Below are 14,392 nucleotides of genomic sequence, written 5' to 3'. Positions count from 1 at the left end.
TGCGGGAAGAATAGAGCAGCGGGGGGTCCAAGACAACGCAGTTCGCCCGGTCAGGGTATGGCGTGTCGCGCCGCCCTCCCCCACGGACGGCAAGACGCCCCGGCCGTCGGGCCGGGGCGTCTCGGGTGGTGCCTCAGTTGCGCCCGTCGTCGAGCTTGGAGAGCTGGTCGGACAGGAACGCCTTGAGCTTGTCGCGCAGGTCCGTCTCCTGGGTGTGCAGCTCGGTGATGCGGCCGGTCAGCGACTCCTGCTGGGAGCCGAGGTCGGTGAGGATCGACTGCCGGCGCTGCTCGGCCTCGGCGATCATCTGGTCCCGGTTCTGCTGGGCCTCGCCGATCATCGAGTCGTGGGTCTGCTGACCCGTGGTGACCAGCTCGTCGTGCTTGGCCTGGCCCTCCTGCACGAGCCGCTGCTGGAGCTCGCGACCCTCGTGGACCATCGTGTCGTGGGCCTTCTGGCCGGTGCTGACGAGCTCGTCGTGCTTGGTCTGGCCCTCGTGGACGAGCCGGTCGTGCGTCTGCTGTCCGGTGGTCACCAGCTCGTCGTGCTTGGTCTGGCCCTCGTGGACGAGCCGGTCGTGCGTCTGCTGACCTGTGGTCACCAGCTCGTTCGCCTTCTCGTCGGCCTCGCTGACCACGCGGTTGCGGTAGTCGTCGGCCTCGGAGACGAGCTGGGCCTTCGTGCTCTCGCCCTCGGCGACGTGCTGGTCGTGCAGCCTCTGCGCCAGGGCGATGATCGCGCTGGACTCGCCCTGCGGGGTCGTGGACCCGACGGCGGCGACCGCGGCCGGTGCCTGGCCGCCGCGAGCCTCCGTCTCCTGGGCGCGGCGCTCGGCCTCCGCGACGGCGGCCTCGGCCTGCTCGGCGCGGGCCTCGGCCTCGGACAGACGGGTCTCGAGGGTGCGGACCTGCTCGTCGCAGGAGCTGAGCCGGGCGCGGAGGTCCGTCAGCTCGGCGTCGCCGTCCCGGGCCTGACCGGCGCTGGCCTCGGACAGCCGTCCCTGAGCGTCCTGTGCCTCCTGCTCGGCGCGGCTGCGGGCCTGCTCGGCGTCGGCCAGCTGGCGGCGCAGCGCCTCGACCTCGTCGCCGGAGCCGCCGTCGGCGGCGACGGGCGCGACTGCGGCGGTGCTCTTCCGCTCGGCGTCCTCAGAGCGCTGACGCTGCGCCTGGAGCTCGGCCTTGACCTGCTCCAGCTCGGCCTCGAGGTCACCACGGTCAGCCAGGTCGCCGGTGGGGCGGAAGTTCTGGGTGTCGTCCCCGGCATACCCCTTGCTGGCGCGGCAGTCCTCGAGGTCGGAGCGCAGGCCGTCGTTCTCGGCGATCAGCCGTCGGAGCTCCACCACGACCTCGTCCAGGAAGTCGTCCACCTGGGTCTCGTCGTAGCCGCGACGCAGGTGCGTCGCGCTGAAGCTCTTCTTGATGACGTCCTCGGGGGACAGCGCCATGTTTCACCTCGGGTTAGGAAGTCACTCGGCCTGCCGCCGGCACCCCGGCGGGCACGGCCGATGACGTGCGGTCATGCACGTGCAGGCGCAACTCTAACGCAGTCGAGGGGGAGGGTCACTCGCGTGCCCTGGCGGCTCCTACGGCACTCAGAACGGGAGCCGGAGGGCGAACGACCGGCCCAGCAGCACGAGGAGGAAGAGGACGAGAAACCCCAGGTCAAGCGCCACGCTGCCGATCCTCAGCGGGGGGATGACCCGGCGGAGCGCCTTCACCGGCGGGTCGGTCACCGTGTAGATCCCGTTGGCCAGCACGAGGATGGGGCCCTTGGGCTTCCAGTCCCGCGCGAAGAGCTGGACGTAGTCGAAGACCAGCCGCCCCAGCAGGATGAAGAAGAAGAGGCTGAGGATGATGTAGAGGAGCTGGCCGACCATGCGGGTAAGGCTACGTCAGCTCTGGTTGAACGGTGCCTGCACCTTCGCCGCGGTGTTCTCGGTGCCGTCGATCTCGACGTGCTCGGGGCTGAGCAGGAAGACCTTGCTGGTCACGCGCTCGATCGCGCCGCGCAGGCCGAAGGCCAGGCCGGCGGCGAAGTCAACGAGCCGCTTGGCGTCCGCGTCGTCCATGTCGGTGAGGTTCATGATGACCGGCACCCCGGCGCGGAAGGCCTCCCCGATGTTCTTGGCCTCGTTGTAGTTGCGCGGGTGGATCGTGGTGATGCGGTTGAGCTCGTTCATCTTCGGCTCCCTGACGACCTGGGACACGGGGACCGGGGCGCGGCGTGGCAGCGTCGCCACCTCCGCGTGCTGACGCGGCTCGTCGTCCTCGCGGGCGGCGCGCACCGACGCGTCGCGGCGGGCCGGCTCCTCGTCCTGGTAGGCGTCGTAGTCGTCGTACCGCTCGTCGGACTCGGCGAGGCCGAGGTACTCCATGGTCTTGCGCAGTGCCCCGGCCATAAGGTGCGAGCTCCTTGGTGCGTACGGGCGTCTACCTACCCGTGGGTGGATCGGTCGTGAACGACGCTACCGGTGTGACGCACGTGATCCCAGGATTGCGGTTCCGACACGCAGGTGTGTCGCCCCGGCGCGGATCGCCAGCTCCAGGTCGCCGCTCATGCCGGCGCTGACCCACATCGCGTCCGGGTGGTCGGACCGCATCGTCGCGGACAGCGCCATGAGGCGGTCGAACGCGGCTGCGGTCCCGGCCTCGTCCAGCCCGAGGGGGGCGACGGCCATCAGCCCTCGGAGGTCCAGGTGCTCGGCGTCCGCCACCACCTCCGCGAGGGCAGGGACCTCCTCCGGCAGCGCTCCCCCACGCCCGCGGTCGGCGCCCTCCCCCAGCTCGACCTGGATCGTCACCGCCAGGGGGGTATGACGCTCGCCCGCCTCCAGCGCCTGCGCCGCGCCGCGGTCGAGCGCACGGGCGAGCTTGGCCCGGTCCACCGACTGCACGACGTCGGCGTAGCGGGCGACGTGGTTGGCCTTGTTCGTCTGCACCTGCCCGACGAAGTGGACGGTCAGGGCGGAGCGCACCTCCGGCGCCAGCTCGGCCAGCTTCGCCCCCGCCTCCTGGTCCCGGCTCTCCCCCACGACCCGCACGCCGAGCCCGGCCAGGTGCTCCACGTCGGAGGCGGGGAAGAACTTGGTGACGGCGACGAGGGTGACGTCGTCGACGTCTCTCCCGGCACCCGAACACGCAGTGCGTATGCGGTCCCGCACCTGGCTCAGGTTTTGCTCCAGTCCGACCATGCGGTCCTCCATCAGGCAACCCACTCCGGTGCGATGAGACGCACGACGCCCGCGAAGCGCCCGGTCTGCCCGTCACGTCGGTACGAATAGAGGTTCGGGTCCTCTCGGGTGCATCCGGGCAGCCAGCGGACACTGACCCCGCCTCGGACCAGCTGGGCGACCACGCCGGCCGCCACGTCGATGGCCGGGGTGCCGGTCCAGCTCAACGCGGCGCTGACGGGCTCGACATCCGCGGCCGCGTCGCGCATCGAAGCCGGCACCTCGTAGCAGCGCGCGCACACAGACGGGCCTACGACCGCCTCGACGTCTCCGGCACCCAGCTCGCGCAGCTTGGCCAGGGTGGCCGGTACGACGCCCCCCACCATCCCGGGCCGTCCCGCGTGGACGGCGGCAACCAGCCCCTCGGTCCGGTCGACAAGCAGTACAGGAACGCAGTCAGCAACCATGACGACGAGCGCCTCATCGCTGTTGTCTGAGATCAACGCGTCCACGGTCGGCGCAGGGATGGGGTCGAGATCAGCGGTGAATGCCACGCCACATCCGTGCTGCTGATCCATGAACCGCAGGTCCTGCGTCGAGAGCCCCAACTCGCCGGCCAACCGGCGCCGGTTCGTCTCGACGTCGCCCTCACGGTCCCCGACGTGCCCACCGAGGTTCAGCGTTGCATACCTTCCCAGGCTCGAACCTCCAGACCTGTCGGTGACAGCCCACCCGACGCCGAAGGCGTCGCCGGAGGGCTGGATCTGCTCTCGCCAGAAGAACACTCACTGAGGCTAGTGCTCGGGCGATCCCTGAGGGCGACCGGGTCCGCGACCCTGACGATTCTACCGTCGCTTTACCTGGCTCTCGTCTCCTTGACACCAAGGACGTCGCACCCGTTCGGCGCCGGTCTACTTCAGGAAGTCAGGCACGTCCAGGTCGTCACCCTCGTCCTCGAAGGTGACCTGACGCGGAGGCTGCTGCACGGGGCGCTGCTGGGCGGGGTGGTCCTGCTGCGTGTGGTTCACCGGCTGAGGCTGCGCCTGCTGCGGGACGGGCTGGGCCTGGGGTGCCACGTGCGCCGGCGGCCCCTGATGGGTCGGCACGCCGTTCTGCGGGGCAACGCCGCCCTGCGACGGCTGGGCCGGGCGCTGCTGCTGGACGGGCTGACCCTGCGGGCGGTTGGAGCCGCCGGCCTGCACCTGGCCGAGGGCGCGCTCGTCGCTACGGATGGTGGGTGAGCCGCTGTCGAAGCCGGCCGCGATGACGGTGACGCGGACCTCGTCACCGAGCGAGTCGTCGATGACGGCTCCGAAGATGATGTTGGCCTCGGGGTGGGCGGCCTCCTGCACCAGGCGCGCCGCCTCATTGATCTCGAAGAGGCCGAGGTCGGAGCCACCCTGGACCGAGAGCAGCACGCCGTGGGCGCCCTCGATGCTGGCTTCCAGCAGCGGGCTCGAGATGGCGAGCTCGGCCGCCTGGACGGCGCGGTCCTCGCCGCGGGCCGAACCGATGCCCATGAGCGCTGAGCCGGCACCCTGCATGACCGACTTCACGTCGGCGAAGTCGAGGTTGATCAGGCCAGGAGTCGTGATCAGGTCGGTGATGCCCTGCACACCGGAGAGCAGCACCTGGTCCGCGGAGCGGAACGCGTCAAGCATCGAGACCGAGCGGTCGGAGATGGACAGCAGACGGTCGTTCGGAATGACGATCAGCGTGTCAACCTCCTCGCGGAGGCTGCCGATGCCCGACTCGGCCTGGTTGGCGCGGCGGCGTCCCTCGAAGGTGAAGGGCCGGGTGACGACGCCGATCGTCAGGGCACCAAGCTGCTTGGCGATCTTGGCGACCACCGGCGCACCACCGGTGCCCGTGCCTCCACCCTCACCCGCGGTGACGAACACCATGTCGGCGCCGCGCAGGGCCTCCTCGATCTCCTCCGAGTGGTCCTCCGCCGCACGACGACCGACCTCGGGGTCGGCGCCGGCACCCAGACCGCGGGTGAGCTCGCGGCCGACGTCGAGCTTGACGTCGGCGTCGCTCATCAGCAGCGCCTGCGCGTCGGTGTTGATGGCGATGAACTCGACACCCTTCAGGCCGACCTCGATCATCCGGTTGATGGCGTTGACGCCACCACCTCCGATGCCGACGACCTTGATGACGGCCAGGTAGTTCTGCGCAGCGGACACGGTTGGACCCTTCGATTCGAGATGAGACGTCTGGTGGTGCTGCACGCGAGCATAGGAGAACGTCCTCCGGATCCCGCCTGACGTGAACCTCGACCTCAGGTCTAGGTTGCTCAGCCCCGCGGCGCCTCCGGGATCCCCGTTACCACCGGCGTCCCGGGCAGGCTCACGTCGATCGTCTGCTCGATCCCGCCCTGCGGGTCGATGCTTTCCTGAGCCACCAGGGCTCGGATGATCTGCCACTTCTTCTCGGCCTCGACCGGCTCGCCCCAGAGGATCGTCAGGCCGTCCACCGTCATCGACACCATGCCGTTCTTGTCCAGCCTGGGGGTCGACAGCTCCCCCTCGAGCTCGGCGGGGTCGGGGCGGGTGCGCCACAGCTCCACCAGGCCCTGCACCGTGCCCTCCCCCAGCTCGGTCGGCCTGGTCGGCACGACCACCGACGGCAGCTTGTTGCTCGGCTTCTCCACCTCGTCGTAGACCACGCCGCCCACGTCCGACAGCCAGGTCGAGCCGCCCTGGCGCAGCACGAGCGCCGGCTCGCGGGGCGTCGCGCTCAGCGTCACCACGGAGTCGGTCCAGTCGCTGTCGACGGACACGCCGGCCACCCGCAGGTCCTGAAGCACCCGCTCGCTGACCCTGCCCTCCGAGACGCGGGCGAGCGGACGGCCGTTGGGGACCTGGGCCAGGCGCTCGACGGACTCCGCCAGCTCCCCCTCCACCCCGGTCACGCGCACGTCCTTGACGACGAACGCCGCGGAGAAGAAGAACAGGAACACCAGGCCGCCCACGAGCGCCAGGACCATCGCAGCCAGCGTGATCACCCGTCGCCGCACGGTCGGCTCCGCACCCTTGGGCCGCTTCGTCCTCGCCTTGGGGGACGCCTTGCGCGACGGCTTCCTCCGCACCTTCGCCTTGGTCATCGACCTCATCCCCGCTCCTCCCCCAGGAGCCGCAGCAGCTGCGGCCCCACCGTCGTCACGTCGCCCGCGCCCACCGTCAGCACGAGGTCGCCCGGCCGCACCAGGTCACGCAGCTGCTCCGGCGCCGACGCCAGGTCGTGCGCGAGGTGGACGTCCACGTCATACCCCGAGCCCCGGACGAGGTCGCCGAGCATCCCGGAGCTGACCTCGGGGAAGTCCTCCTGCGTCTCGCGCGCGCCGTAGACCGGCAGCAGCAGCAGCAGGTCGGCCCGCGCCAGCCCGGCGGCGAAACCCTCGGCGAAGTCGCGGGTGCGCGAGAAGAGGTGCGGCTGGAAGGCGACGACGACGCGCCGCCCGGCGGCGGCCGAGCGCGCGGCCTGCACCACCGCGGTCACCTTCGGCGCGTTGTGGGCGTAGTCGTCGACGACCTCCACGCCACCGACCTCCCCCACCCGCTCGAACCGGCGCCCCGCACCGGGGAACGCCGCGAGTCCCTCGAGCACCGGCGCCAGCGGCATCCCCAGCCCGGCGACGGCGGCGAGCAGCGCGGCGGTCCCGTTCTCGAGGTTGTGCAGCCCGGGCACCGGCAGCCGCAGCTCGGCGGTGGCGCCCTCGTCCACCTCGCCCAGGCGGCGGGTGAAGGTGAGCGTGGCCGTGGCGGTCATGCCCTCGGTCCGGGCGTCGGAGAGTATGACGTCGCTCGCCCCGGTCCCCCACGTCACCACCCGGGTGCCCAGGTCGCGCGCCCGCTCGGCGAGCCGGGCGGCGCCGGGATCGTCGGCGTTGGTGACGAGCAGCCCGCCGGGACGGATCGTCGCGGCGAAGGCGGCGTAGGCGCGCTCGACGGCGGCGTAGTCGCCCCAGAAGTCGAGGTGGTCCGGCTGGACGTTGGTGACGACGCCGACGAGCGGCCGGTAGACGAGGAAGGAGCCGTCGCTCTCGTCGGCCTCGACCACGACCGGGCTGCCGGGTCCGCCGGGGGCGGCGTTCGTGCCGGAGCCGGCGAGCGGCGCGCCGACGACGTAGCCGGGGTCGGCCCCCGCGGCCTGGAGCGCGACGGTCGTCATCGCGCTGGTCGTCGTCTTGCCGTTGGCGCCGGCGACCGCGACCGCGTCGCGACCGTGGAGCAGGGCGGCGATGCCCTGGGCCCGGTGGAGCACGCGCAGCCCGGCGGCGCGGGCGGCGGCGAGCTCGGGGTTGGTCTCCGGGACCGCGCTGGACACGACGACCGTGTCGGCGCCCTCGACGTGCGCCGCGTCGTGGCCGACGTAGACGCGCGCGCCCTCGGCCTCCAGCTCGCGCAGGGTGGCGCTGTCGGCGCGGTCGGAGCCGGTGACGATCACGCCGCGGTCGAGGTACATCCGCGCCACGCCGGACATCCCCGAGCCGCCGATGGCGACGAAGTGGACGGCGCCGAGCTCGTCCACGGGCGGGACGTCGGCGGAGAAGTCGAAGCGCGGGTTGGCGACGACCGGCAGGTCGCTCATCGCTCGCTCCCCCTCATGCCCGGCCGGTCGCGGCCAGGATCATGTCGACGAGCCGGTCGTCGGCGTGGCGCTCGCCGTGGGCGGCCGCGGAGGCCGCCATCGTCGCGAGGCGCTCGGGGTCGGTGAGCAGGGGCAGCACCTCGGCACGCACCCAGGCGCCGTCGACCTCGTCGTCGGGGAAGCACAGCCCGCCGCCCGCCTCGACCAGGCCGACGGCGTTGAGGTACTGCTCGCCGTTGCCGACCGGCAGCGGCACGTAGACCGCCGGCACGCCCACGGCGGCCAGCTCGCAGACCGTCCCCGCACCGGCGCGGCAGACGGCGAGGTCGGCGACGGCATACGCGAGCTCCATGCGGTCGGTGTATGCCGCGGTGACGTAGCGCGCGCCCGTCGCCGAGGTGGTCGGCACCTCGACGTCCTTGCCGGCGCCGGTGAGGTGCAGGACCTGCACCCCGGCGGCGAGGAGGTCGTGCGCGGCCTCGGAGAAGGCGCCGTTGAGCCGGGCCGCGCCGAGGGAGCCGCCGAAGACGAGCAGGGTGGGGCGACCCTCGTCGAGGCCGAAGTGGGCAAGCCCCTCCGGTCGCGCGGCGGCGACGTCGAGGTCGCGGATCTCGGCGCGCAGCGGCAGCCCGACGCGGGTGGCGTGGGAGAGCTTGGTGCTCTCGAACGTCGTCGCCACGCTCGTGGTGAAGCGGGCGCCGAGGCGGTTGGCCAGCCCGGGGCGGGCGTTCTGCTCGTGGATGACGATCGGCACGCCGGCGGTGCGCGCGGCGAGGTAGGCGGGCGAGGCGACGTAGCCGCCGAAGCCGACGACGACGTCGGCCTCCTGCTCGGTGATCGCCGCCCGCGCCGTCTCGATGGCCCGGCGCAGCGAGATCGGGAAGCGCAGGGCCCCGGTGTCGGGACGCCGCGGGAAGGGCACCTTGGGCACGACCGTGAGCGGGTAGCCGCGCTCGGGCACCAGCCGGGCCTCCAGCCCCTCGGCGGTGCCGAGCACGCCGATCCGCACGTCGGGGACGCGGCTGCGCAGGGCGTCGGCGGTGGCGAGGAGCGGGTTGACGTGACCGGCGGAGCCGCCGCCGGCGAGCACGACGGAGAGCGGGCGCAGTCCCTCCGCGCCGGCGTCGCCGGTCATCGGACGCGCTTGCGGGCGGCCGCGGGCGTGCGGGCGGTCGTGGCAGCCGGCTTGCGGCCGGTCCTTCCCGCGGGCGTGCGGGCCGGTGCCGGGGCGGGCACCGAGGCGAACGTCCTCCGGGCGGTCGACCCGCGTCCGCCGAGCGCCTCCCGGGCGCCGGGGAGCGAGCGGGCCAGGGCGAGCAGCAGGCCGACGCCGAGGAGGGCCGCGACCAGGGCCGAGCCGCCGCTGGAGACCAGCGGCAGCGGGACGCCGATGATCGGCAGCATCCCGATGACCGAGCCGATGTTGATCATCGCCTGGGCGAGGAACCACACCATGAGGCCGGAGGCGGCGAGCCGGGTGAACATGTCCTCGGCCTGGCTGACGATCCGGAAGCAGGCGTAGGCCAGCACCGCGAAGAGCAGCAGCACCGACAGCGACCCCGGCAGCCCGAGCTCCTCGCCGATGATCGCGAGGATGAAGTCGTTGTGCGGCTCGGGGAGGATCCCCCACTTCTCGCGCGACTCCCCCAGGCCCAGGCCCCACCAGCCGCCGTCGGCCAGGGCGTACTCCGCGTGCACCTTCTGGTAGCAGCCGTCGACCTGCGGGCTGTCGCAGATGTTGCCGAGCCAGACCTGGATGCGCTGCATCCGGTTGGCGCTGCCGGCGGCGAGGAAGGCGACCCCGAGCGCGGCCACCGCGCCGACCCCGACGAACCAGCGGGCCGGCAGGCCGGCCGCCCAGAGCAGGCCGCCGAGGATCGCGACGAGGATCATCCCGGTGCCCAGGTCGTTGCCCTGCAGCACCAGGCCGAGGAGGACGATCCCCACGGGGAAGATGAGCGGGATCGAGGCCTGCCAGACCTTGTGGATGACCCGTCGCTTGGTCGCGAGCACGGCCGCGCCGAAGACGACGAGCGCGATCTTGCCGAACTCGGAGGGCTGCAGGGTCCGCCCGCCGATCGAGAGCCAGTTGCGATTGCCCTGGTAGCTGTCCAGCCCGAGCGGGGTGAACACGGCCGCCTGCAGCAGCAGCGCCATGAACACGGCCGGCCACGCGAGCCGCTTCCACCACCGCAGCGGGAGCCGGGAGCCGACGACCGCGAGGGTGACGCCGATGGCGGCATACATGAGCTGGTCGAGGAAGACGGTGTAGGAGCTGCCGCTGCTGGTGTAGGAGCCGACGCTGCTGGCCGAGAGCACCATGACCAGGCCGAGACCGGTGAGCATCGCGGTGGTGACGAGGACGAGGTAGTAGGGGGCGACCGGCGAGCGCAGCCACTCCCCGACGGAGGTCATGGTCCAGGCGGGGGTCGCGCTCTTGTCCTCACCGCCCCGCTGCAGGAAGGACCCCCGGGCGATGGAGGTCATGGGGCCCCCTGCGTCCCGAGGCGGCGGTGCACGGCGTCGGCGAAGACGTCGCCGCGCGAGCCGTAGCTGGGGAACATGTCCAGGGACGCGGCCGCCGGCGAGAGCAGGACGACGTGTCCGGGGCGCGCGAGGGCGGCGGCGGCGGCCACCACCTCGTCCATCAGCCTGCCCAGCGCGTCCATGTCCCCATGGTCGGCGACCCCCGCGTCGTGGACGGGGACATCCGGCGCGTGTCGGGCGAGCGCGTCGGCGATCTGCGCCCGGTCCGCACCGAGCAGCACGACGCCGCGGAGCCGCCCGGCGACCGAGGCCACGAGCCCGTCGATCTCGGCGCCCTTGAGCTGGCCGCCGGCGACCCAGACGATCTCGGGGTAGGCGAGCAGGGCCGCCTGCGCCGCGTGCGGGTTGGTCGCCTTGGAGTCGTCGACCCAGGTGACCCCGTCTTTCTCGGCCACGATCGTCGTGCGGTGCGCGTCGGTGCGGAAGGCACGGAGACCGTCCCGGACCGCGGCGGCCGGCACCCCGATCGCGCGGACGAGCGCGGCCGCGGCCAGGGCGTCGGCGACGAGGTGGGGCGGCGGGGTCGCGTCGCCGCCGGAGGCGTGGCGCAGGTCCTCCAGCGTCCCGAGCTCGGCTGCGGAGGTGGCGCGCTCCTCGATGAAGGCGCGGTCGGCGAGCACGTCGTCGACCAGACCGACCATCGACAGCCCGGGCGTGCCGATGGTGAAGCCGACGGCGCGGCAGCCCTCCTCCACCTCGGCCTGCTCCACCATCCGCTCGGTGCGCGGGTCCTGGACGTTGTAGACGCAGGCGACCTGGGTGCGCTCGTAGACGCGGGCCTTGGCGTCGGCGTAGGCGTCCAGCGAGCCGTGCCAGTCGAGGTGGTCCGGGGCGACGTTGAGGACGACGCTGGCCAGCGGCGACATGGTGAAGGTGTGGTGCAGCTGGAAGCTGGACAGCTCCACCGCGATGACGTCGTAGGGCTCGGGGTGCTGGACCGCGTCGAGGATCGGGGTGCCGACGTTGCCGACCGCGATCGCGCGCAGCCCCGCGGTGCGCAGCATCGTCTCGACGAGCTGCACGGTGGTGGTCTTGCCGTTCGTGCCGGTCACCGCGAGCCAGGGCGCCGCGCCGATCCGCGGGCGCAGCCGCCAGGCCAGCTCGACCTCGGACCACACGGGTATCGGGGGTTGCTGCTCCCGCGCCGCGCGCAGCACCGGGTGGTCGGGCGACCAGCCCGGTGACGTCACGACGAGGTCGACCTGCAGACGTGACACTGGCTCGTCCGGCGATCCAGTGTCACGTGCGTCGCCCGAGTGGCCACCTCCGGCCTGAGGCCAGCCGGCGACGTGCTCGGGGCCGAGCCGGACGTCGGCGCCGAGGATACCGAGGATGCCGGCCTGGGTCGCCTGCTTCTCGGAGTCGTTGCCGCGGTCGACGACGGTGACGACGGCGCCGTGCTGGATGAGGGCGTCGGCGGCGGCGAAGCCGGTGACGCCAAGCCCGGCGACGAGGACGCGTAGCCCCGCCCAGTCGGCGTCGCGGTGGGTGAGGTCGTCGAGCGGCCTCACAGGTTGGCCACCCACTCGCCGTAGAACAGGCCGAGGCCGATCGCGACGCACAGGCCGGCGATGATCCAGAACCGGATGACGATCGTCACCTCGGCCCAGCCGAGCAGCTCGAAGTGGTGCTGCAGCGGGGCCATCCGGAACACCCGCTTCTTCGTCATCTTGAACGACGCGACCTGGATGATGACCGAGAGCGTGATGAGCACGAAGAGGCCGCCGAGGATCGCCAGCAGCAGCTCGGTGTGCGTGGTGATCGCCAGCCCGGCGAGGCCGCCGCCGAGGGCCAGCGAGCCGGTGTCGCCCATGAAGATCTTGGCCGGCGAGGCGTTCCACCACAGGAAGCCGAAGCACGCGCCCGCCACCGAGCAGGCGACGACCGCGAGGTCGAGGGCGTCGCGGACGTCGTAGCAGTTGGGGCCGGGGGCGAGCTGGCAGTTCTGGTTGTACTGCCAGATGCCGATGACCGAGTAGGCGCCGAACACCATGACGCTCGCGCCGGTCGCCAGCCCGTCGAGGCCGTCGGTGAGGTTGACGCCGTTGGACGCGCCGGCGATGAGGACGTTGGCCCAGAGGATGAAGAGGATCGTCCCGGCGACCGGGCCGAAGACCGCCAGGTCGATCGGCGTGTCACGCACGAACGAGATCGCGGTCGAGGCGGGGCTGCGGGTGTTGTCGCCCGGCGACTGCAGCGCCAGGATCGCGAAGATCACCGCGATGATCGTCTGCCCGCTGAGCTTCTGCAGGGAGGTCAGGCCCAGGCTGCGCTGCTTGGAGATCTTGGTGTAGTCGTCGAGGAACCCGATGAAGCCCAGGCCGGTGATGAGGAACAGCACGAGGAGCGCGCTGAGGGTGAACCGGCTGTGCGTCACCTCCACCATCCCGGAGATGTCCAGGAGGATGAGGAAGAGGTGGGACAGGGTGTAGCCCGCGAGGGTGGCGAGGATGATGACCGCCCCGCCCATCGTGGGCGTCCCGCGCTTGGTGTGGTGCGACGTCGGGCCGTCGTCGCGGATGAACTGTCCGTAGGCACGGCGCACGAGGAACTTGATGAACAGCGGCGTCCCGAAGAGCGCCACGACCAGGGCGACGCCGCCGGCGAGCAGGACGTTGACCATCAGGCGTCCACCCCCGCGAGCTCGTCGCCCAGGAGCCGCAGGCCGGAGTCACGGCTGCTCTTGAGCAGGACCACGTCGCCGTCGCGCAGGGTGGCCTCCAGGTGTGTGCGGGCCTCGTGCCGGTCGCTCACGGTGGTCGCGACGTCGCCGCCCGCCTCCAGGTATGCCGTCGCCGCGGGCTCCGCGAGCGGACCCACCGCGACCAGCTCGTCGACCCCCAGCTCCGCGGCCGTCCGGCCGACGGCGGCGTGCTCGGCGTCGCTGCCGGGGCCGAGCTCGAGCATCCCGCCGATGGCCGCGACCGTGCGCCCCGGCGACCGGCGCATCGCGGCGAGGGCGTGCAGTGCGGCGCGCATGGACTCGGGGTTGGCGTTGTAGGCGTCGTTGACGACCGTGACACCGTCCTCGCGCTCGGTCACCTCCATGCGGGCGCGCGACCGGGGCTCCGCCCGGGTGAGGGCGCGCGCGACCCGGTGCCACGGCATACCCCACTCGGCGGCGACCGCTGCGACGGCGAGGGCGTTGCCGACGTGGTGCTCCCCGGCGAGGCGGAGGGTGACCTGCTCCGTCACGCCGCCGCCGGCGCGGAGGAGGAAGGAGGCGCGGCCGCGGTCGTCGAGGCTGACCTGCTCGGCGCGGACCTGCGCGTGGCCGGCGCGCCCGACGGTCACGACCCGGGCGCCGACCCGCTCGGCGACGGCGGCCATCGCGGCGACGGCGGGGTCGTCGGCGTTGAGCACGGCGAGCCCCCCGGCGGGCAGCGCGGCGACGATCTCGGACTTGGCCTGCGCGATCGCCTCGCGGGACCCGAACTCGCCGAGGTGGGCGCTGCCGACGTTGAGCACGACCGAGATCATCGGCGGTGCGATCCGGGTGAGGTGGGCGATGTGACCAGCCCCGGAGGCCCCCATCTCGGCGACGAGGTAGGCGGTGTCCTCGGTGAGCCGGCAGACGGTGAGCGGCAGCCCGACCTCGGAGTTGTAGGACGCCTCGGGGGCCAGCGTCGGGCCGAGCTCGGCGAGCACCTGAGCCATGAGGTCCTTGGTGGAGGTCTTGCCGGAGGAGCCGGTGACCGCCACGGTGTGCAGCCCGCCGCGGGCGTCGCAGCGGTCGTGGACCTCGCGGGCGAGGGCGCCGAAGGCCCGGGTGACCGCGTCGTAGGGCGGGCGGTCGGGGCGGGACGAGAGGCGGGCCGGGTCCTCCTCCACGACGACGCACGGCAGCGCCGCGCTCTCGCGGTTGGTCAGGGCGGCGACCGCACCGTTCGCGGCGGCGGCGTCGAGGTAGTCGTGACCGTCGGCCGAGTCACCGCGGCGGGCGACGTAGAGGCCGCCGGGGACGACCTCTCGCGAGTCGGTCACGACGGCGGCGGTGACGGTCGCCCGTCCCGCCTCGGGGGTGTCGGGGTGCACCCGCCCACCGGTGACCTGCGCGATCTCTCGCAGGGTGAGGGGGATCAC

Annotated in this window: 13 protein-coding genes; all 13 read right to left on the bottom strand. The window is 72.6% G+C overall.

Going from position 1 to position 14,392, the window contains the following annotated elements:
- Positions 1-133 precede the first annotated feature (133 nt).
- Positions 134-1,444 carry a DivIVA domain-containing protein gene (locus tag D4B81_RS00590; protein WP_122260602.1) on the bottom strand — a complete coding sequence of 437 codons (1,311 nt, stop codon included), beginning with the start codon at positions 1,442-1,444 and terminating at the stop codon, positions 134-136.
- Between the two features lie 147 nt (positions 1,445-1,591).
- On the bottom strand, positions 1,592-1,876 hold the full coding sequence (locus D4B81_RS00585; RefSeq protein WP_122260601.1) for a YggT family protein: 285 nt from the start codon (positions 1,874-1,876) through the stop codon (positions 1,592-1,594).
- A 15-nt stretch (positions 1,877-1,891) separates the two neighbouring features.
- Positions 1,892-2,398 carry a cell division protein SepF gene (locus D4B81_RS00580; RefSeq protein ID WP_122260600.1) on the bottom strand — a complete coding sequence of 169 codons (507 nt, stop codon included), beginning with the start codon at positions 2,396-2,398 and terminating at the stop codon, positions 1,892-1,894.
- 66 nt (positions 2,399-2,464) lie between these two features.
- Entirely contained in the window at positions 2,465-3,190 is a 726-nt protein-coding gene (locus D4B81_RS00575) for a YggS family pyridoxal phosphate-dependent enzyme (RefSeq protein WP_237565725.1), read from the bottom strand.
- Between the two features lie 11 nt (positions 3,191-3,201).
- On the bottom strand, positions 3,202-3,954 hold the full coding sequence (locus tag D4B81_RS00570; protein ID WP_122260598.1) for a purine nucleoside phosphorylase YfiH/LACC1 family protein: 753 nt from the start codon (positions 3,952-3,954) through the stop codon (positions 3,202-3,204).
- Between the two features lie 126 nt (positions 3,955-4,080).
- Positions 4,081-5,355 carry a cell division protein FtsZ gene (ftsZ, locus tag D4B81_RS00565; RefSeq protein ID WP_122260597.1) on the bottom strand — a complete coding sequence of 425 codons (1,275 nt, stop codon included), beginning with the start codon at positions 5,353-5,355 and terminating at the stop codon, positions 4,081-4,083.
- Between the two features lie 110 nt (positions 5,356-5,465).
- Positions 5,466-6,284, bottom strand: coding sequence for a cell division protein FtsQ/DivIB (locus D4B81_RS00560; protein WP_122260596.1), 819 nt, complete (start codon positions 6,282-6,284; stop codon positions 5,466-5,468).
- Positions 6,281-7,762, bottom strand: coding sequence for a UDP-N-acetylmuramate--L-alanine ligase (gene murC / locus D4B81_RS00555; RefSeq protein ID WP_122260595.1), 1,482 nt, complete (start codon positions 7,760-7,762; stop codon positions 6,281-6,283). Before murC ends, D4B81_RS00560 begins: the two co-directional genes overlap by 4 nt.
- Before the next feature lie 13 nt (positions 7,763-7,775).
- A complete protein-coding gene (gene murG, locus D4B81_RS00550; protein ID WP_122260594.1) occupies positions 7,776-8,897 on the bottom strand; it encodes an undecaprenyldiphospho-muramoylpentapeptide beta-N-acetylglucosaminyltransferase in 1,122 nt (373 codons plus the stop codon).
- Entirely contained in the window at positions 8,894-10,249 is a 1,356-nt protein-coding gene (ftsW, locus tag D4B81_RS00545) for a putative lipid II flippase FtsW (RefSeq protein WP_122260593.1), read from the bottom strand. Before ftsW ends, murG begins: the two co-directional genes overlap by 4 nt.
- Positions 10,246-11,820, bottom strand: coding sequence for a UDP-N-acetylmuramoyl-L-alanine--D-glutamate ligase (murD, locus tag D4B81_RS00540; protein WP_237565724.1), 1,575 nt, complete (start codon positions 11,818-11,820; stop codon positions 10,246-10,248). Before murD ends, ftsW begins: the two co-directional genes overlap by 4 nt.
- Entirely contained in the window at positions 11,817-12,932 is a 1,116-nt protein-coding gene (mraY, locus tag D4B81_RS00535) for a phospho-N-acetylmuramoyl-pentapeptide-transferase (protein WP_122260591.1), read from the bottom strand. Before mraY ends, murD begins: the two co-directional genes overlap by 4 nt.
- Positions 12,932-14,392 (bottom strand): UDP-N-acetylmuramoyl-tripeptide--D-alanyl-D-alanine ligase, encoded by a 1,461-nt coding sequence (locus D4B81_RS00530; protein ID WP_122260590.1) that lies wholly within the window; start codon positions 14,390-14,392, stop codon positions 12,932-12,934. Before D4B81_RS00530 ends, mraY begins: the two co-directional genes overlap by 1 nt.

Source organism: Ornithinimicrobium cerasi, assembly GCF_003702705.1.
Lineage (GTDB): Bacteria > Actinomycetota > Actinomycetes > Actinomycetales > Dermatophilaceae > Ornithinicoccus > Ornithinicoccus cerasi.
This window is presented reverse-complemented; position numbering and strand designations above follow the sequence as displayed.

Coding starts and splice junctions, on each gene's coding strand:
- D4B81_RS00580 (WP_122260600.1), bottom strand. CDS start 2,398: ATGGCCGGGGCACTGCGCAAGACCATGGAGTACCTCGGCCTCGCCGAG.
- D4B81_RS00590 (WP_122260602.1), bottom strand. CDS start 1,444: ATGGCGCTGTCCCCCGAGGACGTCATCAAGAAGAGCTTCAGCGCGACG.
- mraY (WP_122260591.1), bottom strand. CDS start 12,932: ATGGTCAACGTCCTGCTCGCCGGCGGCGTCGCCCTGGTCGTGGCGCTC.
- D4B81_RS00560 (WP_122260596.1), bottom strand. CDS start 6,284: ATGAGGTCGATGACCAAGGCGAAGGTGCGGAGGAAGCCGTCGCGCAAG.
- murC (WP_122260595.1), bottom strand. CDS start 7,762: ATGAGCGACCTGCCGGTCGTCGCCAACCCGCGCTTCGACTTCTCCGCC.
- murG (WP_122260594.1), bottom strand. CDS start 8,897: ATGACCGGCGACGCCGGCGCGGAGGGACTGCGCCCGCTCTCCGTCGTG.
- ftsW (WP_122260593.1), bottom strand. CDS start 10,249: ATGACCTCCATCGCCCGGGGGTCCTTCCTGCAGCGGGGCGGTGAGGAC.
- D4B81_RS00575 (WP_237565725.1), bottom strand. CDS start 3,190: ATGGTCGGACTGGAGCAAAACCTGAGCCAGGTGCGGGACCGCATACGC.
- D4B81_RS00585 (WP_122260601.1), bottom strand. CDS start 1,876: ATGGTCGGCCAGCTCCTCTACATCATCCTCAGCCTCTTCTTCTTCATC.